This is a genomic window from Pseudomonas fitomaticsae, from assembly GCF_021018765.1.
Classification (GTDB): Bacteria; Pseudomonadota; Gammaproteobacteria; order Pseudomonadales; family Pseudomonadaceae; genus Aquipseudomonas; species Aquipseudomonas fitomaticsae.
The window spans coordinates 357,908-384,178 of sequence record NZ_CP075567.1; the positions used below are offsets into that span (position 1 = coordinate 357,908).

The 26,271-nt window shown below is 62.3% G+C and carries 8 protein-coding genes; 7 read left to right on the plus strand and 1 reads right to left on the minus strand.

Annotated features, from left to right (window positions below):
* Positions 1-77: 77 nt before the first annotated feature.
* A complete protein-coding gene (locus KJY40_RS01665; RefSeq protein WP_230734593.1) occupies positions 78-16,910 on the minus strand; it encodes a LapA family giant adhesin in 16,833 nt (5,610 codons plus the stop codon).
* Positions 16,911-17,269: 359 nt separating this feature from the next.
* Here KJY40_RS01665 and KJY40_RS01670 point away from each other — a divergent pair, with 359 nt between their 5' ends.
* From KJY40_RS01670 to KJY40_RS01700, 7 genes are all read left to right on the plus strand, one after another.
* Positions 17,270-18,622: a TolC family outer membrane protein gene (locus KJY40_RS01670; RefSeq protein ID WP_007957732.1), complete on the plus strand. Its 1,353-nt coding sequence runs from the start codon at positions 17,270-17,272 to the stop codon at positions 18,620-18,622.
* A gap of 33 nt (positions 18,623-18,655) precedes the next feature.
* Positions 18,656-20,812 carry a type I secretion system permease/ATPase gene (locus KJY40_RS01675; RefSeq protein ID WP_192563031.1) on the plus strand — a complete coding sequence of 719 codons (2,157 nt, stop codon included), beginning with the start codon at positions 18,656-18,658 and terminating at the stop codon, positions 20,810-20,812.
* Positions 20,802-22,169 (plus strand): HlyD family type I secretion periplasmic adaptor subunit, encoded by a 1,368-nt coding sequence (locus tag KJY40_RS01680; RefSeq protein WP_011331851.1) that lies wholly within the window; start codon positions 20,802-20,804, stop codon positions 22,167-22,169. The genes KJY40_RS01675 and KJY40_RS01680 overlap by 11 nt, the downstream gene beginning before the upstream one ends.
* Before the next feature lie 385 nt (positions 22,170-22,554).
* Positions 22,555-23,451 (plus strand): TauD/TfdA dioxygenase family protein, encoded by an 897-nt coding sequence (locus KJY40_RS01685; protein WP_085613330.1) that lies wholly within the window; start codon positions 22,555-22,557, stop codon positions 23,449-23,451.
* 18 nt (positions 23,452-23,469) lie between these two features.
* Positions 23,470-24,495, plus strand: a complete 1,026-nt coding sequence (locus KJY40_RS01690; RefSeq protein ID WP_007957722.1) for an ABC transporter substrate-binding protein — start codon at positions 23,470-23,472, stop codon at positions 24,493-24,495.
* A 5-nt stretch (positions 24,496-24,500) separates the two neighbouring features.
* Positions 24,501-25,361, plus strand: a complete 861-nt coding sequence (locus KJY40_RS01695; protein ID WP_230734595.1) for an ABC transporter ATP-binding protein — start codon at positions 24,501-24,503, stop codon at positions 25,359-25,361.
* A gap of 20 nt (positions 25,362-25,381) precedes the next feature.
* Positions 25,382-26,248, plus strand: coding sequence for an ABC transporter permease (locus KJY40_RS01700; protein ID WP_085608535.1), 867 nt, complete (start codon positions 25,382-25,384; stop codon positions 26,246-26,248).
* Positions 26,249-26,271: the final 23 nt, after the last annotated feature.

Consider the following 26,271-nt stretch of genomic DNA (forward strand, 5'->3'; position numbering starts at 1 on the left):
GCGCCGACGAAATCGTCACCGGTTCAAGTGCCGCAAACGTGACGGCCACCCCAAGTGGGGCGGCCGTTGTTCACGCATCAGCTGTTGTTGTGGTCGACCTTGATGGTCGGATCGCTGCCGGCAATCAGGTTGTGAATGTTGGCACTCGACCAGTTGTTGCCTTCCAGTTTGATCGTCACGTCCGGTGTCGCGGCTGCGGCATCGCCCGAGTTGAACTTGCCGCCCGAGCTGACTTGCAGCGACGACACGCCGTCGACCGTGGTGATCTTCAGGAAGTTGTCGATGGTGCTGCCGGTCTCGCCCTGCAACAGGTCGCGCAGGTCGATGCGGTCGCCTTCGCTGGCCTTGAAGTCCTTGATCACGTCGTTGCCGGTATCGCCCGATTTCCAGACGAAGGTGTCGCCACCGGAACCGCCGATCAGGATGTCGTTGCCCAGGCCGCCGATCAGCGTGTCGTTGCCGGTGCCGCCGAGCAGGATGTCATTGCCCTTGCCGCCGTCGAGCAGGTCGTTGCCGCCCGAGCCGAACAGGATGTCATTGCCCGCGCCGCCCAGCAGCGTGTCGTTGCCGTCGTGGGCACCGGACACATCGAACGCCTGATAGTGCTCGGTGATGTACTGGTGCACATTGCTGGTGGTGACTTTGCTGACGTCAACCCCGGTTTCCTTGGCCACGAACGCCTGCATCGCCTGATAACCCTCGCCGGCAATGCCGTTGAAGCTCACCAGGTCGCCGAACAGGATGTCGTTGCCGTCGCCGCCGCTGACCGTGTCGTTGCCCGGCATCGTCGCTTCGGTGTGGCCGATGATCGAGTTGGCCAGGTCCTTCGGATCGATGTTGGTCTGCGGCGTCTTGTCCGAATCGTACGGTTTCAGGTCGTTGAGACTGACGCCGTTGTTGAGGCCGATCGCTTCGACGTTCGACAGACCGCTCAGCAGTGCGAAGCCGGTGGCGGAGTTGTCGGTGGTGTTCGACGAGGTGCTGTTGCCGCTGCCCGCCAGGCTCGAGATTTCGTAGGTGCCGTCACCCTGGGCGTGAATGGTGCCCAGGCTGTTCCAGTTCCAGTTGCCGTTCTTGAGCGTCTGCAGCACCACTTCACCGGAGGTGCTGATGCTCAGGTAGTGGGTGCTGTCGATGTAGGTGGCGAAGCTGCTGCCCAGCTTGTAGTTGCTGGTTTTCACCACGTCGTCGAGCTTCACGTTGCCGTACAGCGTCGGGTTGGTCTGCTCGTTGCTCTGGTAGTAGGTCGGCTGGCCGTCGGTGATGAAGTACGTAAGGTTCTTCGCCCCGGTGTTGGCCAGCGCTTCGGTGCTCTGGAAGAAGTTCGCCGTGGCCTTGAACACGTCTTCGTAGTTGGTGCCGCCGCCGGACGACATCGAATCCAGCACGGCCTTGAGCAAGGTCAGCGCATTCGGGTCGTTGAGGTTCACTGACACCGACTTGTTGACCTGGGTATCGAAGTCCACCAGGAAGATGTTCACCGTACCGGAGTTGTTGCCCAGGCTCTGCTTGAGGGTGTTGAACACCGACGTCAGCGAGTCCTTCGCCGCGTTGATCGACGAGGCACTCATGCTGCCCGAGCTGTCGACCATGAACGCGATGTTGTAGTTGGTGCCCGGCACCACGGTCAGGCCGCCGATGTCGGCGACCATGATGTCGTTGCCGTCGGTGCCGGTGAAGTTGTCGTCACCCGAGGTGGCGACCGCCGCGTTGTACACCGCCGGCACCACAGTGACCGGGATGGTCGCGGTGGTGCTGGCCGAGCCGCCCACGGCCTCGGTGGAAGTCGAGGTCACGGTCAGGTTGAACTGGCCGTTGTAGTAGGTCGGCGGGGTCACGGTCAGGGTGCCGAGGTTCCAGCCGGTGACGTTGGCGTCGCCGCTGGTGGCGGTCACGGTGAAGCTGTGGCCTGCGCCGTCGCTGAGCACCGAGCCGACCGGCGCACCGCTGATCTTGATGCTCAGGGTTTCCGAGCCATCGGTGTCGGTCAGCGCGGTGCTGATCGACGACAGTTTCACCGTGGTGCCTTCGGCGCCGGTGTTGAGCTTGTAGCCGTCGTAATAGCCTTCGCCGTTGGTGCCGTGCAGATCGGAGACGGTCACGCCGGCATTCACCAGATCCTGCACGCCGGTGTAGATCGGCACGCCGGCACTGCTCAGGTCGATCGGCGTGCTGCCGTTGACCGACAGGTTGACGTCGTAGCTGCCCGGGCCGCTCTGGTTGTGGTGGTAAATGTCCAGGGTGTAGTAGCCGCTGGTGGTCGGGGTGAACGAACCGTTGAGGTTGCCGCCCGCGCCCCACGTCGTGGATGCCACGCTCTTGCCGCCGATGGTCACCAGCAGGCTGTCGTCACCGGTGCCGCTGAAGGTGTAGGTCTTGCCGGCTTCCAGATAGATCAGGCCGGACGTCTTCGACGCAGTGCCGGCGGTCACGCTGCCGTCGGACTGCACGTTGTTCACCGTGCCGCTGGTGTTCGGCTTGCCCGCGCCGTCGATCACGTTTTTCAGGGTGGTCGAATTCGCGCCGCTGCCATCAGTGCCCAGACCCGACAGACCGGTCCAGACTTCCTTGATCAGCCCGGTGGACTTCACGCTGTTGTCGGCGACCGACAGGGTCGGTGCATCCGCCACCGGCGTGATGTCGATCTTGATGGTGCCGGTGTTGCCCAGCAACTGGCCGTCGGTTGGCTGGAACTTGATCTGTGCATAGTCAGCCTGGTTGTTGCCCAGACCGGTGCCGCCGTATCCGTTCACGCCCGACTCGTTGGCATCCGGCAGGAAGCGCAGCTTGCCGGCGTCAATGTCGGCCTTGGTGAAGGTCTGGTTGGTGGCGACGTCTTTCCAGGTCGAACCGTCCAGGTACTGCAGTTTGCCTTCGCCCGGCAGCTGGGTGATTTTCACGCCCAGGCTGCTGGCCGGGCTGTCGACGTCGCTGACGCCGAAGGTTGACCAGCCGAGGATCAGCGGAGTGTCTTCGGTGCCGGTGACGTTGACCGGTGCAGCGACCGGCGCGTCGTTGATCGCCACCACGTTGACCGTGGTGGTCGCGGTGTTGGAGTAGTTGCCGCCATCGGTCACCGTCACGGTGATGGTGCGCGGCACGGTGCTCGGATCTTCACTGTTGTTGGTGAAGGTGATGTTCTTGATCTGCTGCATGTAGTCGGCAAGCGTCGCATTGCCCGACAGGGTCAGCGTGATCGTGCCATTGGTGCTGTTGGCGTTGATGGTGATGCCGTTGACGCTGTTGCCCAGGTTCAGCGCATCACCGTCCTGACGGTTGGTCAGCACGATGGTGGCGCCGGTCAGCATGGTGCTGTCCGGGTCGGTGATCTTGATGTCGGTGTCGGCAATCGACACACCCGCGCCCGGGGTGTTCTCGGTGAAGGTCACCTTGTAGTCGGCCCCGGTGGCGCCGCTGGAGTTGTTGGCGTCGAGGTCGATGACCGGTGGCGCATCGTTGTCGATGATCGAGGTGCTGACGCTGCCGTTGGTGCTGCTGACTGCCAGATTTTCGAAGTTGCCACCGGTGGCCGAGTCGATCCTGACCACGAAGTTTTCGGTGCCTTCGGTGATCTTGTCGTCGATGGTCGCGACGTTGAACTGCGCGCTGCTGGCACCTGCCGGGATCTTCACGGTGTACACGCCGGTGAAGTCCGAACCGTCGGCGGCGGTGCCGCTGTAGACGATTTTCAGGGTCACTTCGGTTTGCGCCGGGTGGGTCAGGCTGACGGTGTAGCTGGCGGTCTGGCCTTCGGTCACCGAGGTGCTGCCGGTGATGCTGACGGTGGTGGTATCGATGGTATCGGTGACGCTGGTCACCGCTGGTGTGTTGCTGGTCACCAGGTTTTCGAAATTGCCGCCGGTGGCGTTGGTGATCGTGGCCTGCACGTTGCCGGCGTCCTTGTAGACGTCGTCGGCTGGCGCAGGAACGGTCACGGTGCCGGTGGTCTTGCCCGCTTCGATGGTGATCACCGAGCCGTTGCTCAGGGTCACGGTCACTGGCGAGCCAGCGGCGTTGGTCAGGGTTGCGGTGTAGGTGATCGAGCCACCTTCAGCCACGGTGCCGGTCGCGCTGAGCGACAGGTTGGTGGTGTCGATGGTGTCGGTGACGGTGGTGCTGACCGGCGTCTTGTCGGCTACGAGGTTCTCGTAGTTGCCGCCAGTAACGTTGGTGATCGAGTTGGTCAGCGGCGTGTGGCCGGTCAACGCGTCGTTCGGCGCGGTGGTGGTCACGGTGCCGGTGGTTTTGCCGACTTCGATGGTGATCGACTGACCGTTGGCCAGGGTCACGGTTACCGGCGAGCCAGTCACCGGCGCGCCCACGGTCGCGGTGTAGGTGACGGTGCCACCTTCGGCTGCCGTCGTCGTCGCGGTCAGTTTCACGGTGGTGGTATCGATGGTATCGGTGACGCTGGTCACCGCTGGTGTGGTGCTGGTGACCAGATTCTCGAAGTTGCCACCGGTAGCGTTGGTGATCGTGGCCTGCACGTTGCCGGCGTCCTTGTAGACGTCATCGGCTGGCGCAGGAACGGTCACGGTGCCGGTGGTCTTGCCGGCTTCGATGGTGATCACCGAACCGTTGCTCAGGGTCACGGTCACTGGCGAGCCAGCGGCGTTGGTCAGGGTGGCGGTGTAAGTGATCGAGCCACCTTCGGCCACGGTGCCGGTCGCGCTGAGCGACAGGTTGGTGGTGTCGACGGTATCGGTGACGGTGGTGCTGACCGGCGTCTTGTCGGCGACGAGGTTCTCGTAGTTGCCACCGCTCACGCCGGTGATGGCGTTGGTCAGTGGCGTATGACCATTCAACACGTCGTTCGGTGCGGTAGTGGTCACGGTGCCGGTGGTCTTGCCGACTTCGATAGTGATCGACTGACCATTCGACAAGGTCACGGTCACTGGCGAGCCCGTTACAGGCGCGCCGACTGTGGCGGTGTAGACAACGTTGCCACCTTCGGCCGCGGTCGCGGTCGCAGTCAGCTTCACGGTGGTGGTGTCGATGGTGTCAGTAACGCTGGTCACCGCTGGTGTGGTGCTGGTGACCAGGTTCTCGAAGTTGCCACCGCTGGCGTTGGTGATCGTGGCCTGCACGTTGCCGGCGTCCTTGTAGACGTCATCGGCTGGTGCGGCAACGGTCACGGTGCCGGTGGTCTTGCCGGCTTCGATGGTGATCACCGAACCGTTGCTCAGGGTCACGGTCACTGGCGAGCCAGCGGCGTTGGTCAGGGTGGCGGTGTAAGTGATCGAGCCACCTTCGGCCACGGTGCCGGTCGCGCTGAGCGACAGGTTGGTGGTGTCGACGGTATCGGTGACGGTGGTGCTGACCGGCGTCTTGTCGGCGACGAGGTTCTCGTAGTTGCCACCGCTCACGCCGGTGATGGCGTTGGTCAGTGGCGTATGACCATTCAACACGTCGTTCGGTGCGGTAGTGGTCACGGTGCCGGTGGTCTTGCCGACTTCGATAGTGATCGACTGACCATTCGACAAGGTCACGGTCACTGGCGAGCCCGTTACAGGCGCGCCGACTGTGGCGGTGTAGACAACGTTGCCACCTTCGGCCGCGGTCGCGGTCGCAGTCAGCTTCACGGTGGTGGTGTCGATGGTGTCAGTAACGCTGGTCACCGCTGGTGTGGTGCTGGTGACCAGGTTCTCGAAGTTGCCACCGCTGGCGTTGGTGATCGTTGCCTGTACGTTGCCGGCATCCTTGTAGACGTCGTCGGCTGGCGCAGGAACGGTCACGGTGCCGGTGGTCTTGCCCGCTTCGATGGTAATCACGGCGCCGTTCGACAAGGTCACGGTCACTGGCGAGCCAGCAGCGTTGGTCAGGGTCGCGGTGTAGGTGATCGAGCCGCCTTCGGCCACGGTACCGGTCGCGCTGAGCGACAGGTTGGTGGTGTCGACGGTATCGGTGACGGTGGTCGAAACCGGGGTTTTATCCGCAACCAGATTTTCGTAGTTACCACCGCTCACGCCGGTGATGGCGTTGGTCAGCGGTGCATGACCGGTCAGCACGTCGTTCGGCGCGGTAGTGGTCACGGTGCCGGTGGTTTTGCCGACTTCGATGGTGATCGACTGACCATTCGACAGAGTCACGGTCACTGGCGAGCCCGTCACCGGCGCACCCACGGTCGCGGTGTAGGTGACGGTGCCACCCTCGGCCGCCGTCGTGGTCGCGGTCAGCTTCACGGTGGTGGTGTCGATAGTGTCGGTGACGCTGGTCACGGCTGGTGTGGTGCTGGTCACCAGGTTTTCGAAATTGCCGCCAGCTGCATTGGTGATCGTGGCCTGCACGTTGCCGGCGTCTTTGTAGACGTCATCGGCTGGAGCGGCGACGGTCACGGTGCCGGTGGTTTTGCCGGCTTCGATGGTGATGACGGCGCCGTTCGACAGGGTCACGGTCACCGGGGTGCCCGCAGCGTTGGTCAAGGTGGCGGTGTAGGTGATCGAACCACCTTCGGCCACGGTGCCAGTCGCGCTCAGCGACAGGTTGGTGGTGTCGACAGTGTCGGTCACGGTAGTGCTGACCGGCGTCTTGTCGGCCACCAGATTTTCGTAGTTGCCGCCCGTCACATTGGTGATCGCGTTGGTCAGCGGCGTGTGGCCGTTGAGCGCATCGTTAGGTGCCGTGGTGGTCACGGTGCCGGTGGTTTTACCCACTTCGATGGTGATGCTCTGGCCATTCGACAGGTTCACGGTCACTGGCGAGCCAGTCACCGGCGCGCCAACGGTAGCGGTGTAGGTGACGGTGCCACCTTCAGCTGCCGTCGTGGTGGCGGTCAGTTTCACGGTGGTGGTGTCGATGGTATCGGTGACCTGGGTCACGGCCGGAACAGTGCTCGGCACCAGGTTTTCGAAGTTGCCGCCAGCTGCATTGGTGATCGTCGCCTGCACGTTGCCGGCGTCTTTGTAGACGTCGTCGGCTGGCGCGGCGACGGTCACGGTGCCGGTGGTTTTACCGGCTTCGATAGTGATCACGGCCCCGTTCGACAAGGTCACGGTCACTGGCGAGCCAGCGGCGTTGGTCAGGGTCGCGGTGTAGATGATCGAACCGCCCTCTGCGACCGAGTTGGTGGCGCTGAGGGTCAGGTTGGTGGTGTCGACGGTATCGGTGACGGTGGTCGAAACCGGAGTTTTGTCAGCCACCAGATTTTCGTAGTTGCCGCCGGTCACGCCGGTGATCGCGTTGGTCAGCGGCGCGTGGCCGGTTAGCGCATCGTTCGGTGCGGTGGTGGTGACAGTGCCGGTGGTCTTGCCGACTTCGATGGTGATCGACTGACCGCTGGACAGCGTCACTGTGACTGGCGAACCGGTCACCGGCGCGCCCACGGTGGCGGTGTAAGTGACAGTGCCGCCTTCAGCCGCCGACTCGGTCGCGGTCAGTTTGACCGTGGTGGTGTCGATGGTGTCGGTGACTTCTGTGACAGCCGGAACAGTGCTTGGCACCAGGTTCTCGAAGTTGCCACCGGTGGCGGTCGAAATGGTCGCCTCGACTTTGCCGGCATCTTTGTAGACGTCGTCTTTCGGCGCGTCGACGGTCACGGTGCCGGTGGTTTTACCGGCTTCGATGGTGATCACGGCGCCGTTGCTCAACGTCACGGTCAGCGGAGTGCCGGCCGGGTTGGTCAGTGTGGCGGTGTAAGTGATCGAACCACCCTCGGCCACAGAATTGGTAGCGCTCAGGGTCAGGTTGGTGGTGTCGACGGTGTCAGTGACGGTGGTCGAGACCGGTGTTTTGTCGGCCACGAGGTTTTCGTAGTTGCCGCCCGTCACGCCGGTGATCGAGTTGGTCAGCGGCGTGTGGCCGTTGAGTGCATCGTTCGGCGCGGTGGTGGTGACAGTGCCAGTGGTTTTGCCCACTTCGATGGTGATCGACTGACCATTGGCCAGGGTCACGGTCACAGGCGAGCCGGTCACTGGCGCGCCAACAGTCGCGGTGTAAGTGACGGTGCCACCTTCAGCGGCCGTTTCGGAAGCGGTCAGCTTCACGGTCGTCGTATCGATGGTGTCGGTGACTTCCGTTACGGCTGGAACGGTGCTCGGAACGAGGTTCTCGAAGTTGCCACCGGCTGCGTCCTTGATCGTGACTTCGACTTTGCCGGCGTCCTTATAGACGTCATCGGCTGGTGCGGCAACAGTCACGGTGCCGGTGGTTTTACCAGCCTCGATGGTGATGACGGCGCCGTTCGACAGAGTCACGGTCAGCGGAGTGCCGGCCGGGTTGGTCAGGGTCGCGGTGTAAACGATCGAGCCACCTTCGGCCACGGTTCCGGTCGCGGTCAGCGACAGGTTGGTGGTGTCGACGGTGTCGGTCACGGTAGTGCTGACCGGAGTCTTGTCGGCCACCAGGTTTTCGTAATTGCCGCCGCTCACGCCAGTAATCGCGTTGGTCAGCGGCGCATGGCCGTTGAGTGCATCGTTCGGCGCGGTGGTGGTGACAGTGCCAGTGGTTTTGCCCACTTCGATGGTGATCGACTGACCATTGGCCAGGGTCACGGTCACAGGCGAGCCGGTCACTGGCGCGCCAACAGTCGCGGTGTAAGTGACGGTGCCACCTTCAGCGGCCGTTTCGGAAGCGGTCAGCTTCACGGTCGTCGTATCGATGGTGTCGGTGACTTCCGTTACGGCTGGAACGGTGCTCGGAACGAGGTTCTCGAAGTTGCCACCGGCTGCGTTCTTGATCGTGACTTCGACTTTGCCGGCGTCCTTATAGACGTCATCGGCTGGTGCGGCAACAGTCACGGTGCCGGTGGTTTTACCAGCCTCGATGGTGATGACGGCGCCGTTCGACAGAGTCACGGTCAGCGGAGTGCCGGCCGGGTTGGTCAGGGTCGCGGTGTAAACGATCGAGCCACCTTCGGCCACGGTTCCGGTCGCGGTCAGCGACAGGTTGGTGGTGTCGACGGTGTCGGTCACGGTAGTGCTGACCGGAGTCTTGTCGGCCACCAGGTTTTCGTAATTGCCGCCGCTCACGCCGGTAATCGAGTTGGTCAGCGGCGTGTGGCCGTTGAGCGCATCGTTTGGCGCAGTGGTGGTGATGGTGCCCGTGGTTTTACCCACTTCGATGGTGATCGACTGACCGTTGGACAGCGTCACGGTGACTGGCGAACCGGTCACAGGTGCGCCGACGGTAGCGGTGTAAGTAACGGTGCCGCCTTCGGCAGCTGTCGCGGTCGCGGTGAGTTTCACCGTGGTGGTGTCGATGGTGTCGGTGACGTTGGTCACGGCCGGAACGGTGCTCGGCACCAGGTTCTCGAAACCACCGCCAGTAGCGGTCGAAATGGTCGCCTCGACTTTGCCGGCGTCTTTGTAGACGTCGTCCTTCGGTGCATCGACGGTCACGGTGCCGGTGGTTTTACCGGCTTCAATGGTGATGACGGCGCCGTTCGACAGGGTCACGGTCACCGGCGTACCGGCCGGGTTGGTAAGGGTCGCGGTGTAAGTGATCGAACCACCCTCGGCAACCGAATCGGTGGCCGTCAGGTTCAGGTTGGTCGTGTCGACAGTGTCCGACACCGAGGTGTCGGCAGACTTGCCGTCGACCGCCAGGTTTTCGTAGTTGCCACCGGTGGCCTTGTCGATGGTCACGCTCAGCGAGCTGCCGCCCGCCAGCGGGCTGTTCGGCGCGACGAAGTTCACGGTGCCAGTAGTTTCACCGACGGCGATGGTGATGGTCTGGCCGTTGGACAGGGTCACGACGACCGGCGAGCCGGTCACTGGCGCGGTCACGGTCGCGGTGTAGACCACGGTTTCGCCTTCGGCGACGTTGGCGGTAGCGGTCAGCGACACGGTGGACGTGTCGATGGTGTCATTGACGGTGGTGACCGCCGGGGCGGTGCTGGTGACCAGGTTTTCGAAGTTGCCACCGGTGGTGGTCGAAATGGTCGTCTCGACTTTGCCGGCGTCCTTGTAGACGTCGTCCTTCGGTGCATCGACGGTCACGGTGCCGGAGGTTTTGCCGGCCTCGATGGTGATCACGGCGCCGTTGCTCAACGTCACGGTCACCGGGGTGCCGGCGGCGTTGGTCAGAGTCGCGGTGTAGGTGATCTGGCCGCCTTCGTTGACTTCCGGCGTGGCGCTCAGGGTCAGGTTGGTGGTGTCGACGGTGTCGGTCACGGTGGTACTGACCGGAGTCTTGTCGGCCACCAGATTTTCGTAGTTGCCGCCGCTCACGCCGGTGATCGAGTTGGTCAGCGGCGTATGGCCGTTGAGCGCATCGTTCGGTGCGGTGGTGGTCACGGTGCCAGTGGTCTTGCCCACTTCGATGGTGATCGACTGACCGTTGGCCAGGTTCACGGTCACAGGCGAGCCGGTGACCGGGGCGCCCACGGTGGCGGTGTAGGTGACGGTGCCGCCTTCAGCAGCCGACTCGGTCGCGGTCAGTTTGACGGTCGAGGTGTCGATGGTGTCGGTTACATCGGTGACGGCCGGAACGGTGCTCGGCACCAGGTTCTCGAAGTTGCCGCCAGTTGCATCCTTGATGGTCACTTCGACCTTGCCGGCGTCCTTATAGACGTCATCTTTCGGCGCATCGACAGTCACGGTGCCAGTGGTTTTACCGGCTTCGATGGTGATGACGGCGCCGTTGCTCAACGTCACGGTCACCGGGGTGCCGGCGGCGTTGGTCAGGGTCGCGGTGTAGGTGATCGAGCCACCTTCGGCCACCGAGTCAGTGGCGCTCAGGGTCAGATTGGTGGTGTCGACGGTATCGGTGACGGTGGTCGAAACCGGGGTTTTGTCGGCTACGAGGTTTTCGTAGTTGCCGCCGCTCACGCCAGTAATCGAGTTGGTCAGCGGGGTGTGACCGTTCAACGCATCGTTCGGCGCGGTGGTGGTGACGGTGCCGGTGGTCTTGCCGACTTCGATGGTGATCGACTGACCATTGGCCAGAGTCACGGTCACAGGCGAACCAGTGACAGGCGCGCCGACGGTCGCAGTGTAAGTAACGGTACCGCCTTCAGCTGCCGACTCGGTCGCGGTGAGTTTCACCGTGGTGGTGTCGATGGTGTCGGTGACTTCGGTAACCGCCGGAGCAGTGCTCGGCACCAGGTTCTCGAAGTTGCCGCCGGAGGCATCCTTGATGGTGACTTCGACTTTGCCGGCGTCCTTGTAGACGTCATCGGCTGGCGCCGGAACGGTCACGGTGCCGGTGGTTTTACCGGCTTCGATGGTGATGACGGAGCCGTTGCTCAACGTCACGGTCACCGGAGTGCCGGCCGGGTTGGTCAGGGTGGCGGTGTAGGTGATCGAGCCACCTTCGGCAACGGTGTCGGTTGCAGTCAGCGTCAGGTCGGTGGTATCGACGGTATCAGTCACGGTAGTGCTGACCGGCGTCTTGTCAGCCACCAGATTTTCGTAGTTGCCGCCGCTCACACCGGTGATCGCATTGGTCAGCGGAGTGTGACCGTTCAGCGCATCGTTCGGCGCGGTGGTGGTGACGGTGCCGGTGGTTTTGCCCACTTCGATGGTGATCGACTGACCATTGGCCAGGGTCACGGTCACAGGCGAGCCGGTCACTGGCGCGCCAACAGTCGCGGTGTAAGTGACGGTGCCACCTTCAGCGGCCGTTTCGGAAGCGGTCAGCTTCACGGTCGTCGTATCGATGGTGTCGGTGACTTCCGTTACGGCTGGAACGGTGCTCGGAACGAGGTTCTCGAAGTTGCCACCGGTTGCGTCCTTGATCGTGACTTCGACTTTGCCGGCGTCCTTATAGACGTCATCGGCTGGCGCCGGAACGGTCACGGTGCCGGTGGTTTTACCAGCCTCGATGGTGATGACGGCGCCGTTCGACAGAGTCACGGTCAGCGGAGTGCCGGCCGGGTTGGTCAGGGTCGCGGTGTAAACGATCGAGCCACCTTCGGCCACGGTTCCGGTCGCGGTCAGCGACAGGTCGGTGGTGTCGACGGTATCGGTCACGGTAGTGCTGACCGGCGTTTTGTCGGCCACCAGGTTTTCGTAGTTACCGCCGCTCACGCCAGTGATCGCATTGGTCAGCGGTGTGTGACCGTTGAGGGCATCGTTCGGCGCAGTGGTGGTGATCGTACCGGTGGTTTTGCCGACTTCGATGGTGATGGTCTGGCCGTTGGCCAGGGTCACGGTGACCGGCGAGCCAGTCACCGGAGCGCCAACAGTGGCGGTGTAGGTGACGGTGCCGCCCTCAGCCACCGACGTATCGGCGCTCAGCTTCACGGTCGACGTATCGATGGTGTCAGTCACTTCAGTGACGGCCGGAACGGTGCTTGGCACCAGGTTCTCGAAGTTGCCGCCGGAGGCATCCTTGATCGTGACTTCGACCTTGTCGGCGTCTTTGTAGACGTCATCGGCAGGGGCTGGAACGGTCACGGTGCCGGTGGTTTTGCCAGCCTCGATGGTGATGACGGAGCCATTGCTCAACGTCACGGTGACCGGCGTACCCGCAGGATTGGTCAGCGTTGCGGTGTAGGTGATCGAACCACCTTCGGCCACGGTGCCAGTCGCGGTCAGCGTCAGGTCGGTAGTGTCGACGGTGTCGGTCACGGTAGTGCTGACCGGCGTTTTGTCGGCAACGAGATTTTCGTAATTGCCGCCGCTCACGCCGGTGATTGCATTGGTCAGTGGTGTGTGACCGTTCAACGCGTCGTTCGGTGCAGTGGTGGTCACAGTGCCGGTGGTTTTGCCGACTTCGATGGTGATCGACTGACCATTGGCCAGCGTCACGGTGACAGGCGAACCGGTCACCGGGGCGCCAACTGTCGCGGTGTAAGTAACGGTGCCACCTTCAGCTGCCGACTCCGTCGCGGTCAGTTTGACGGTGGTGGTGTCGACGGTATCGGTCACGTCGGTGACGGCCGGAACGGTGCTTGGCACCAGGTTCTCGAAGTTGCCGCCGGTTGCGTCCTTGATGGTGACTTCGACTTTACCGGCGTCCTTGTAGACGTCATCGGCTGGCGCCGGAACGGTCACGGTGCCGGTGGTTTTACCGGCCTCGATGGTGATCACCGAGCCGTTGCTCAGGGTCACGGTGACCGGCGTGCCGGCAGGATTGGTCAGCGTTGCGGTGTAGGTGATCGAACCACCTTCGGCCACGGTGCCAGTCGCGGTCAGCGTCAGGTCGGTGGTATCGACGGTGTCGGTCACGGTAGTGCTGACCGGCGTTTTGTCGGCAACGAGATTTTCGTAATTGCCGCCGCTCACGCCGGTGATTGCATTGGTCAGTGGTGTGTGACCGTTCAACGCGTCGTTCGGTGCAGTGGTGGTCACAGTGCCGGTGGTTTTGCCGACTTCGATGGTGATCGACTGACCATTGGCCAGCGTCACGGTGACAGGCGAACCGGTCACCGGGGCGCCAACTGTCGCGGTGTAAGTAACGGTGCCACCTTCAGCTGCCGACTCCGTCGCGGTCAGTTTGACGGTGGTGGTGTCGATGGTGTCGGTAACTTCGGTAACAGCCGGAACAGTGCTTGGCACCAGGTTCTCGAAGTTGCCGCCGGTTGCGTCCTTGATGGTGACTTCGACTTTACCGGCGTCCTTGTAGACGTCATCGGCTGGCGCCGGAACGGTCACGGTGCCGGTGGTTTTACCGGCCTCGATGGTGATCACCGAGCCGTTGCTCAGGGTCACGGTGACCGGCGTGCCGGCAGGATTGGTCAGCGTTGCGGTGTAGGTGATCGAACCACCTTCGGCCACGGTGCCAGTCGCGGTCAGCGTCAGGTCGGTGGTGTCGACGGTATCGGTCACGGTAGTGCTGACCGGCGTCTTGTCGGCAACGAGATTTTCGTAATTGCCGCCGCTCACGCCGGTGATTGCATTGGTCAGTGGTGTGTGACCGTTCAACGCGTCGTTCGGTGCAGTGGTGGTCACAGTGCCGGTGGTTTTGCCGACTTCGATGGTGATCGACTGACCATTGGCCAGCGTCACGGTGACAGGCGAACCGGTCACCGGGGCGCCAACTGTCGCGGTGTAAGTAACGGTGCCACCTTCAGCTGCCGACTCCGTCGCGGTCAGTTTGACGGTGGTGGTGTCGATGGTGTCGGTAACTTCGGTAACAGCCGGAACAGTGCTTGGCACCAGGTTCTCGAAGTTGCCGCCGGTTGCGTCCTTGATGGTGACTTCGACTTTACCGGCGTCCTTGTAGACGTCATCGGCTGGCGCCGGAACGGTCACGGTGCCGGTGGTTTTACCGGCCTCGATGGTGATCACCGAGCCGTTGCTCAGGGTCACGGTGACCGGCGTGCCGGCAGGATTGGTCAGCGTTGCGGTGTAGGTGATCGAACCACCTTCGGCCACGGTGCCAGTCGCGGTCAGCGTCAGGTCGGTGGTGTCGACGGTATCGGTCACGGTAGTGCTGACCGGCGTCTTGTCGGCAACGAGATTTTCGTAATTGCCGCCGCTCACGCCGGTGATTGCATTGGTCAGTGGTGTGTGACCGTTCAACGCGTCGTTCGGTGCAGTGGTGGTCACAGTGCCGGTGGTTTTGCCGACTTCGATGGTGATCGACTGACCATTGGCCAGCGTCACGGTGACAGGCGAACCGGTCACCGGGGCGCCAACTGTCGCGGTGTAAGTAACGGTGCCACCTTCAGCTGCCGACTCCGTCGCGGTCAGTTTGACGGTGGTGGTGTCGACGGTATCGGTCACGTCGGTGACGGCCGGAACGGTGCTTGGCACCAGGTTCTCGAAGTTGCCGCCGGTGGCGTCCTTGATGGTGACTTCGACTTTGCCGGCGTCTTTATAGACGTCATCGGCAGGGGCCGGAACGGTCACGGTGCCAGTGGTCTTGCCCGCTTCAATGGTGATGACGGAGCCGTTGCTCAGCGTCACGGTCACCGGGGTGCCGGCCGGATTGGTCAGGGTCGCGGTGTAAACAATCGAACCCCCTTCAGCGACAGTGCCGGTCGCGCTCAGGGTCAGATTGGTGGTGTCGGCAACGTCTGTAACCGTGGTCGAAACCGGGGTCTTGTCGGCCACCAGATCTTCGTAATTACCGCCGGAAACGCCGGTGATCGAGTTAGTCAGTGGTGCATTGCCGGTCAACACGTCGTTCGGCGCGGTGGTGGTGACAGTGCCGGTGGTTTTGCCGACTTCGATGGTGATCGACTGACCATTGGCCAGCGTCACGGTGACCGGCGAACCGGTCACAGGCGCGCCAACAGTAGCGGTATAAGTGACAGTGCCACCTTCGGCTGCCGACTCGGTCGCGGTGAGTTTCACCGTGGTGGTGTCGATGGTATCGGTCACTTCCGTGACGGCCGGAACGGTGCTCGGCACCAGGTTCTCGAAGTTGCCGCCGGTGGCGTCCTTGATGGTGACTTCGACTTTGCCGGCGTCTTTATAGACGTCATCGGCCGGAGCCGGAACGGTCACGGTGCCGGTAGTTTTGCCCGCTTCAATGGTAATGACCGAGCCGTTGCTCAGCGTCACGGTCACTGGGGTGCCGGCAGGATTGGTCAGGGTGGCGGTGTAGATGATCGAACCGCCTTCGGCCACAGAACCGGTGGCGCTCAGCGACAGGTTGGTGGTGTCGATGGAATCGGTAACGGTGGTGGTCGCTGGCGTCGTGTTCGGCACCAGATTCTCGAAGTTGCCGCCAGTAGCACCGGTAATCGTGGTGCTGACGGTGCCGCCGTTGTTGTAGACGTCATTCGGTGCGGTCGGCACGTTGACGCTGCCGGTGGTCTGGCCGGCGCCGATGGTAATCGTCGAGCCGTTCGACAGGGTGACGGTCACCGGCGTTTGCGCCGGGTTGGTCAGCGTGGCGGTGTAGGTGATCTGGCCACCTTCGACCACAGTGCCGGTGGCGGTCAGGGTCAGGCCGGTGGTGTCGATCGAATCGGTGATGGTGGTCACCGCCGGTGTCGGGTTCGGCACCAGGTTTTCGAAGTTGCCGCCGGAGGCACCGGTGATGGTGGTGGTGACGGTGCTGCCGTTGTTATAGACGTCATTCGGCGCGGTCGGCACGTTGACGGTGCCGGTGGTCTGGCCGGCGCCGATAGTGATGGTCGAGCCGTTCGACAGGGTGACGGTCACCGGCGTCTGCGCCGGGTTGGTCAGCGTGGCGGTGTAGGTGATCTGACCGCCTTCGGTCACGCTTGGCCCCGCCGTCAGGGTGACCGTGGTGGTGTCGATGGTGTCGGTGACCTGAGTCGTGGCCGGGGTGGTCGGCGGGGTCACGGTGATGCCGCTGCCGCCGGTGGTGCCGGTGACCGTCACGTCGATCTGGGTCGGGTCGTTATAGACAGTGTCGTTCGGTGCCAGTGGCACGTTGACGGTGCCGGTGGTGGAACCTGCCGGAATCACGATCACCGCGCCGTTGGACAGGGTGATGGTCAGGTCGGTCAGCGGCGCCTGGGTCAGGGTCGCGGTGTACACCAGCACGCCGCCGGCTTCAGTGATGCTCGGCGTGGCGCTGAGGCTCAGAGTCGACTCGCGCAGGGCGTTGGCGGTGGTATCGGTGGTCTGGCCACCGGTGGTGTCCTGGGCAACCTGACCGGCGGAGTTGATGCCTGCGGTCGGGAAGCCAATGGTCGGGTCTACGCGGCCGGCGGTCGCATCGAGCATCACGAAGCTGTGACCGCCACCGGCGGCACCGCCAGTCCCTGCGGCGCTCGGGCCGGCAGCGGTGGATTCAAGGGCGGTAGTCGGGTCGACACCGGCGGCGATGGCTTGTTGCAGCTCTTCTACCGACGGCGCGGCTTGCGCGGTGGCTTCGGCCAGGTCGGTGCTGGAATCCGGGGTGTCGGCGCTCCACTGAGTGTCGCGGCCCAGATCGATCGTGCGGCCATCGGCCAGTTCCAGGGACACGGCGCCGGAAACACCGGTGTCGACCTGATCGCCGGCAAACAGCCGGTCGCCTTCAACGAGTACGCGACGGACGCCCTCTGGGGACACCACGAAAACCTGACCGACAATGCTTTTGACGATGGCAACAACACTGCTCATTGAAGACTCTCCGGGGTGTCACGTTCAGTTGACTTCCATAGACCTGATGGCTGTCTGCGCCGATTCAGTCTGGACGTACTTTAAAAAATGATGAAACAAAGTTGACGCTGCTATCAGTCAATATTTTGGCTAGATTCTTTCGCTATTAACTTTGTGCCAAACTATTGACCTTCTGGGAGCCATCCTAAACAATCGCCCCGGTAATGTCACATTGATATTTATGCGGCGACCTGCCCTTCAGCGTGTGATCCAGTTCCGGTTTTAAACTTTCCGACATACGGTCATTCCGGTTGCCATCTTCCGACGCAGCTCGTCATTTTGCTGTGATTCAAGACAAGAAGTTCTGGGAAATCTTTACCATGCGTTCGCACCTGTTCAAGGCTCTACCCTTCGCTCTCGCCGCGTCTTTCGTACAAGCACAATCCTTACCAGAAGCCATGCAGCAGGCGCTGGATGTCCATCCGGAAATCCAGGCAGGGGTCAACAGCCGACTGGCCGCGGATTATCAGTTAAAGGCTGCAAAAGGTGGATACCTGCCCAAGGTCGATCTGCTGGGCGGTTATGGCCGAGAAGGCACCGACAGCGTCACCACCCGTGCCGCCGGTGGCGGCAATCACTGGGAAACCCTGAACCGCAGCGAGTCAAGTTTGCGTCTGTCGCAAATGGTCTTTGACGGTTTTGCGACGTCCAGCGAAGTCGGGCGTCAACAAGCCACCGTCAACTCCCGCGCCTATTCCTTGCTCGGCACCTCCGAGCGCACCGCGCTCACCGTGGCCCAGGTTTACCTGGATGTACTGACCCGTCGCGAATTCGTGCGTCTGGCCGAAGAAAACCTGAAAAGCCACCAGCGCATCTACGACCAGATCCAGCTGCGCACCCAGCGCGGCGTCGGCAGCGGTGCCGACCTCGATCAGGCCGAAGCGCGGATGGCCCAGGCCCGCAACAACCTGATCACCGAGCAGACCAACCTCGCCGACTCGGAAACCAATTTCCTCAGCGCCGTCGGCCAGATGCCCGATCAGCTGGAGCGTCCGGCGCCGTTCATGGCGATGATGCCGGCCAATCTGAATGAAGCCCGCGCGCAGATGCTGGAAAACAGCCCGATCCTGCGCTCGGCCGAATCCGATATCGCCGCTGCCGAGAAGCAGTACGAGACCGCCAAGTCGACCTTCTACCCGCGCTTCGACGCCGAGCTGGGCCGCACCGCCGACAACGATCTCGACGGCCAGAACGGTCACAACAACGAATGGCAGGCCATGCTGCGCATGCGCTTCAACCTGTATTCGGGCGGTAGCAACAAGGCGGATCTGGAGTCCAAGTCCTACCTGTCGAACCAGGCGCTGGACATCCGCAACAACGCCTTGCGTCAATTGAATGAAGAACTGGGCCTGGCCTGGAACGCCCTGAACAACGCCAACGCCCAGGTGCCGATCGCTCAGCAGTACGTTGATCACAGCACCTCGGTGCGCACCGCTTACCAGCGTCAGTTCAGCCTCGGCGAACGGACCCTGCTGGATTTGCTCGACAGCGAAAACGAACTGTTCACCGCTTCGCGCCGTCTGGCCGAGATCAAAAACATTCAGTTATTTACTCAGTATCGAATCAAGGCGACCATGGGCGAGTTACTCAAGAGCCAGGGAGTGGTCGCACCATTGGCATCCGTTGTGCAGAACGACGTGAAGCCCAAGGTCCAGTTGCCTGGGATGAATTGAGTTGTCCCTTTTCAACCGTTAAGAGTGCAGAGCGTGGAATCAGAAGTCAGTCGAGTTCATCTCAGTCATGATCCACGCGCGTTGCACGACGATCCGTTACTGGATGGTCTGCTCGCTCTTTGCATGCTGCACCAGAAACCCGCCAGCGCGGCGATGCTGACCACCGGCCTGCCGCTGCCCAAACAACGCCTGAGTGTCGAGCTGCTGCCCCGTGCAGCGGCGCGCGCCGGGCTGCAAGGGCGGGTGCTGCAACGCAAGCTGGAAGAAATTCCGGCGATTGCCATGCCGGCGTTGTTGCTGCTCAAGGATGGCCGCAGTGCCGTCCTGCTCGGCTGGCAGGGTGAGAACGAAGCGCGGGTGCTGCTCAGCGAAAGCGACGGCGGCGAATCCCTGGTCAGCCGGGAGCTGCTGGCCGACGACTACACCGGCAAAGTGTTCTTCGCCCAGCCCCAGCACAAATTCGACGTCAACCACGGCACGCTGATCCCGCGTGCGCGCTCGTGGTTTCGCGACACCCTCAAGCGTTCGCGCTGGCTGTATGCCGACGCCATCGCCGCCAGTTTCCTGATCAACATCATCGCCATGGCCGCGCCGCTGTTCGTGATGAACGTCTACGACCGCGTGGTGCCGAACCAGGCCGAAGCGACCCTGTGGGTGCTCGCGCTGGGCATCACCGGCGCCTACATGTTCGACCTGATCCTCAAGAGCCTGCGCAGCCTGTGCCTGGATCTGGCCGGCAAGAAAACCGACCTGATCATCTCCGCCACGCTGTTCGAACGCATCGTCGGCATGGCCATGAAATACCGCCCGGCGCGGGTCGGCAGCTTTGCCCAGAACATCCACGAGTTCCAGAGCCTGCGCGATTTCCTCGCCTCGCTGACCCTGACCAGCCTGATCGACCTGCCGTTCACCATCCTGATCTTCATTGTCATCGCGATTCTCGGCGGGCACCTGGTGTGGATTCCGGTGCTGGCCTTTCCGATTGCGCTGCTGATCGGCTACGCCTTGCAGAAGCCGCTGGTGGCAACCATGGAACGCACCATGGCGTTGGGCGCCGAGCGCCAGTCGAGCCTGATCGAAACCCTCGCTGGCCTCGACGCGGTGAAGGTCAACAACGCCGAGAGCGAACGCCAGTATCAGTGGGAACAGACCATCGGCACCCTCAGCCGTCTCGAGCTGCGGGTGAAAATGCTCTCCGGTCTGGCGATGAACATCACCCTGCTGATCCAGCAACTGGCCGGGGTGATCATGATCGTCTTCGGCGTTTACCAGATCATCGCCGGCAACCTGAGCATGGGCGGCCTGATTGCCTGCTACATGCTCAGTGGCCGCGCCCTCAGCCCGCTGGCGTCGCTGTCCGGTCTGCTGACCCGCTACCAGCAGGCGCGGGTGACCATGACCTCGGTCGACCAGATGATGGAGTTGCCGCAAGAGCGCAATTTCGAAGAGCGCCCGTTGAGCCGCAAGGTCCTGCAAGGCGCGATCGAATGCCGCCAGCTCAACTTCACCTACCCGGAACAACAGAACCCGGCGCTGAAGAACATCAACCTGGTGATCCGTCCCGGCGAGAAGATCGGCATCATCGGCCGCAGCGGCTCGGGCAAAAGTTCGCTGGCGAAATTGCTGGTCGGCCTCTATCAGCCGGACGACGGTGCGTTGCTGGTGGACGGCGTCGACATCCGCCAGATCGACGTCAGCGAGCTGCGCTACAACATCGGCTACGTGCCGCAGGACATCCAGCTGCTGGCCGGCACCCTGCGCGACAACCTGATTTCCGGCGCTCGTTACGTCGAAGACGAACTTGTCCTGCAGGCCGCTGAACTGGCCGGCGTCCACGAATTCGCCCGACTGCACCCGCAAGGTTATGAACTGCAAGTCGGCGAGCGCGGGCAGAACCTGTCCGGCGGTCAGCGCCAGAACGTCGCGCTGGCCCGGGCGCTGTTGCTCAACCCGCCGATCCTGTTGCTCGATGAACCGACCAGCGCCATGGACAACACCGGCGAAGAACGCCTCAAGCAACGCCTCGCGGCGGTGGTGGAAAACAAGACCGTGGTGCTGGTGACGCACCGGGCATCGCTGCTGTCGCTGGTCGATCGCCTGCTGGTGGTCGACCGTGGACAGATCCTCGCCGACGGCCCGAAAGCGGCCGTGATGGAAGCGTTGAAGAAGGGGCAGATCAGTGTTGCTTAAGTCGGGTTTCAAGGATTCGATCCGCCGCTACTTCAAAGGCTCGGCATCGCTGCAGGGGCAGCCGCTGCCAGAGGTCAACAAGGCCTTGATCGAGGACGCGCCGCGCGTGGTGCGGCTGACGATCTGGGCGATCATCGGTTTCTTCGTGTTCCTGATGCTGTGGGCCAATTTCGCCGTGATCGACGAAGTGACCAAGGGCGACGGCAAGGCGATTCCTTCGTCGAAGATCCAGAAAATCCAGAACCTCGAGGGCGGGATCGTCTCTGAGTTGTTCGTCAAGGAAGGCCAGATCGTTGAGGCCGGCGCACCGCTGGTGCGGCTGGATGACACACGTTTTGCCTCCAACGTCGGCGAAACCGAAGCAGATCGCCTGTCGATGCTGCTGCGGGTCGAGCGCCTGAGTGCCGAGGTCGATGACCGTCCGCTGAATTTCCCCGAGGACGTGCTCAAGGCTGTGCCGGGTCAGGCCAAGAGCGAAGAATCGTTGTACATCAGCCGTCGTCAGCAACTGCACGATGAAGTTGGTGGCTTGCAGGAGCAGTTGATCCAGCGTCAGCAAGAACTCCGTGAGTTCACCTCGAAGCAGGCGCAGTACCGCCAGCAACTCGGCCTGCAACGCCAGGAAATCAACATGTCCGAGCCGTTGGTGGCCCAGGGCGCGGTGTCGCCGGTGGAAGTGCTGCGACTCAAACGTGCCGAAGTGGAAACCCGTGGTCAGCTCGACGCCACCACTTTGGCGATCCCGCGCGCCGAATCGGCTATCAAGGAAGTGCAGCGCAAGATCGACGAGACGCGCGGCAAATTCCGCAGCGAAGCCCTGACTCAGCTCAACGAAGCGCGCACCGACCTGAACAAGGCCCAGGCCACCGGCAAGGCGCTGGAAGACCGGGTCAGCCGTACGCTCGTTACTTCGCCAGTACGGGGCATCGTCAACAAGATGCTGGTCAATACCATCGGTGGCGTGATCCAGCCGGGCAGCGACCTGCTGGAAATCGTCCCGCTGGACGACACCCTGCTGGTCGAAGCGAAGATCCGCCCGCAGGACATCGCGTTCCTGCATCCGGGCCAGGAAGCCACGGTGAAATTCACCGCGTATGACTACACCATCTACGGCGGTTTGAAGGCCAAGCTGGAGCAGATCGGTGCCGACACCATCACCGACGAAGACAAGAAAACCACCTACTACGTCATCAAGCTGCGCACCGAACGCAGCCATCTCGGCACTGACGAGAAGCCGTTGCTGATCATCCCGGGGATGGTGGCGTCGGTGGACATCATCACCGGCAAGAAGACCGTGTTGAGTTATTTGCTCAAGCCGATCATCCGGGCGCGGGCCGAGGCGTTGCACGAACGCTAGATCTTCATTGGCCTTCCGGGCCTCATCGCTGGCAAGTCGAATCGTCGCACCGCAGCTCCCACAGGTTTCGCATCGAACACACGGTTGTGTTCCAACGCAAATCCCTGTGGGAGCTGGCTTGCCAACGATAGCGTCAGTTTGAACACCACATCCCTGTCAGTAAGTGACACAAATGGTCACTCACCATCCGGTCCATCCCTAAGCAATCGCCATATCGTTATTCGTTAACAGTATTTAAATTCAGCTTCTTATATCTATAAAGTCAGCCTCCTGCGTACCTGCCGAACAATCGGCGCGCCGCACGACACGAACCAACACGCAATCCAGCGTGAGTTTCTGATCGACGCGCGCGCCCTTGAGCGCGCCGTGCGTGGGAGATTGATTGATGTCCGCAGCTACTGCTACCCCAAGCGCCGCGACTGTCGCGCCGCAAACCTTCGAGATCCGCCCGTTCAGCGGTGCCGTCGGCGCCGAAATCATCGGCCTCGACCTGACCCGTCCGGTCAACGACGAAGACTTCGCCCGCATTCACCGCGCGCACCTCGATCACCACGTCGTGGTGTTCCGCGACCAGCGCATCACCCCGCAGCAACAGATCGATTTCAGCCGCCGCTTCGGCGTGTTGCAGATCCACGTGCTCAAGCAGTTCCTGCTGGCCAATCACCCGGAAATCCTCATCGTTTCCAATATCGTCGAGAACGGCCAGAACATCGGCCTCGGTGATGCCGGCAAATTCTGGCACTCGGACCTCTCCTATAAAGAGCTGCCGAGCCTCGGCTCGATGCTGCATGCCCAGGAGCTGCCGTCCGAAGGCGGCGACACCCTGTTCGCCGACATGCACAAAGCCTGGGACAGCCTGCCCGACGCGCTGCGCAAAGCCGTTGAAGGCCGCTCGGCTGCGCATTCCTATACCGCGCGTTACAGCGAAACCAAATTCGAAGGCAACTGGCGCCCGACCCTGACCCCGGAGCAACTGGCTCAGGTCGCCGAGGTCGTGCACCCGGTAGTCCGCACCCACCCGGAAAACGGCCGCAAGGCGTTGTTCGTCAGCGAAGGCTTCACCACCCGCATCGTCGGCCTGCCGGAAGATGAAAGTAAGCAACTGCTCGACGAGCTCTACGCCCACAGCGTGCTGCCGCAGAACATCTATCGCCATCAATGGCAGCCCCACGACCTGGTGTTCTGGGACAACCGCTCGCTGATCCACCTTGCCGCCGGCTGCCCTGCGCACCTGCGCCGCAAGCTGTATCGCACCACCATCCAGGGCGACGCGCCTTTCTGATTCGCCGGAGAACCGATCATGTCCAAACGTCTTCCATTCGCGCCGCTGGCAGCGGCCATCGGCCTCGGTTTCAGCCTGATCGCCGGCAGCCTGGTGGCGCCGACCGTGGCCCACGCCGAAGGTGAAATCCGCATCGCCGAACAGTTCGGTATTGTCTATTTATTGCTCAACGTGGTGCGCGATCAGGGACTGATCGAGAAGTACGGCAAGCAGGAAGGCCTCGACATCAAGGTCGACTGGACCCAGCTGTCCGGCGGCGCGGCAGTCAACGATGCGCTGCTCTCCGGTTCCATCGACATTGCCGGCGCCGGCGTCGGGCCGCTGCTGACCATCTGGGATCGCACACATGGCAAGCAGAACGTCAAAGCCGTGGCCTCTCTGGGCAACTTCCCGTACTACCTCGTCAGCAACAATCCCAAGGTCAAAACCATCGCCGACTTCACCGAGAAGGACCGCATTGCGGTGCCGGCGGTGGGCGTTTCGGTGCAGTCGCGGTTCCTGCAATACGCGGCGGCCAAGCAGTGGGGCGACAAGGAATTCAATCGCCTCGACAAGTACACCATCGCCGTTCCGCACCCGGACGCCACTGCTGCGTTGATCGCCGGCGGCACCGAGCTGACCGGGCACTTCTCCAACCCGCCGTTCCAGGATCAGGCACTGGAAAATCCGAACGTGCACGTGGTGCTCAACTCCTATGACGTGCTCGGCCCGAACTCGCCGACCGTGCTGTTCGCTACCGAGAAATTCCGCAACGAGAACCCGAAAACCTACAAGGCGTTCGTCGAAGCCCTGACCGAAGCCGCGCAATTTGCGCAGAACGATAAAGGCGCGGCGGCGGACACTTACATCCGCGTGACCAAGGCCAAGATCGACCGCGCCGCGTTGCTGAAAATCATCGACAACCCGCAGTTCGAATTCAGCGTCACGCCGAAAAACACCTACCCACTCGCCGAATTCCTCTACCGCGTCGGCGCGATCAAGAACAAGCCCGAATCGTGGAAGGACTACTTCTTCCAGGACGCCAAGCCGCTGCAAGGGAGCTGATCGACATGAACGCCCCTTTGCAAGGCCACGCGGCCAGCAACCCGATCGCCACGGCGCAGGCGCTGCTGGCGGTCGACCAGGTCAGCCTCGAATACCGCACGCCGCAGCGCGTCGTGCGGGCCACCCACCAGGTCAGTTTCGAAGTCGATCAACAGGATCGCTTCGTGCTGCTCGGCCCGTCCGGCTGCGGTAAATCCACCTTGCTCAAAGCCGTCGCCGGGTTCATTGCGCCGTGCGAGGGCGAGATCCGTCTGCAGGGCCAGCGCGTCGATGCGCCGGGGCCGGACCGGATCGTGGTGTTTCAGGAGTTCGATCAACTGCCACCGTGGAAAACCGTCAAACAGAACGTGATGTTTCCGCTGCTGGCTTCGCGCACGCTGAAGAAAAAAGAAGCCGAAGAGCGTGCGCTGCACTATCTGGAAAAGGTCGGTCTGGCGGCGTTCGCCGATGCCTATCCGCACACTTTGTCCGGCGGCATGAAAGCGCGGGTGGCGATCGCCCGGGCGCTGGCGATGCAGCCGAAAATCCTGCTGATGGACGAACCGTTCGCCGCGCTGGACGCCCTGACCCGGCGCAAGATGCAGGAGGAATTGCTGCTGCTCTGGGAGGAGGTGCGGTTCACCTTGCTGTTCGTCACCCACTCGATTGAAGAAGCGCTGGTGGTCGGCAATCGCATTCTGCTGCTGTCGCCGCATCCGGGCCGGGTGAGGGCGGAAGTGCATAGCCATCAATACGATCTGCACAGCCTCGGTGGTGTGGAGTTTCAGGAGTCGGCGCGGCGCATTCATCGTTTGCTGTTCGATGAAGGGCAGTCGCCGGAAACCGAGCGCGAACTGGATTTCACCGATATCCGCATCGCTTATTGAGCCGCCTGGAGGATTGCCCGATGAGCCATTCATCATCCGTACGTCAAGAATTCGAAAACGATTTGCAACCGCTGACCAGCGTCCCGGTGGAACGCGAGTTGCCGCTCGGCCAGCGCCTGTGGCAACAGGGCTGGCTGCGTAAAAGCGTGATCCTGATTTTGCTCGCCGTGCTCTGGGAGGTGGTCGCCCGAGTGCAGAACAACGACCTGTTGCTGCCGAGCTTTTTGCAGACCAGTCATGCGCTGTACGACGGCCTGCTCAGCGGCGAACTGCTGGGCAAGGTGTGGATTTCGCTGGTGGTGCTGCTCAAGGGTTACCTGATCGGCATCGTCCTGGCCTTCGCCCTGACCACGCTGGCGGTTTCGACCCAGTTTGGTCGGGATTTGCTGAGTACCCTGACCTCGATGTTCAACCCGCTGCCGGCGATTGCGCTGTTGCCGCTCGCATTGCTGTGGTTCGGCCTGGGGCAGAACAGCCTGATTTTCGTGCTGGTGCATTCGGTGCTGTGGGCGCTGGCGTTGAACACTTACGCCGGTTTTCTCGGCGTCTCGGAAACCCTGCGCATGGCCGGCCGAAACTACGGTTTGAAGGGCATGCGCTTCGTGCTGTTCATCCTGATTCCGGCGGCGCTGCCGTCGATCCTCGCAGGGCTGAAAATCGGTTGGGCTTTCGCCTGGCGCACCCTGATCGCCGCCGAACTGGTGTTCGGCGCCACCAGCGGCAAGGGCGGCCTGGGTTGGTACATCTTCCAGAACCGCAACGAGCTTTACACCGACAAGGTGTTTGCCGGTCTGGCCGTGGTGATCCTCATCGGTTTGCTGGTGGAGAACCTGGTGTTCGACACGCTGGAGCGGGTGACGGTGAAACGCTGGGGGATGCAGCGCTGATTTTCTGATCTGCTAGCATTGCG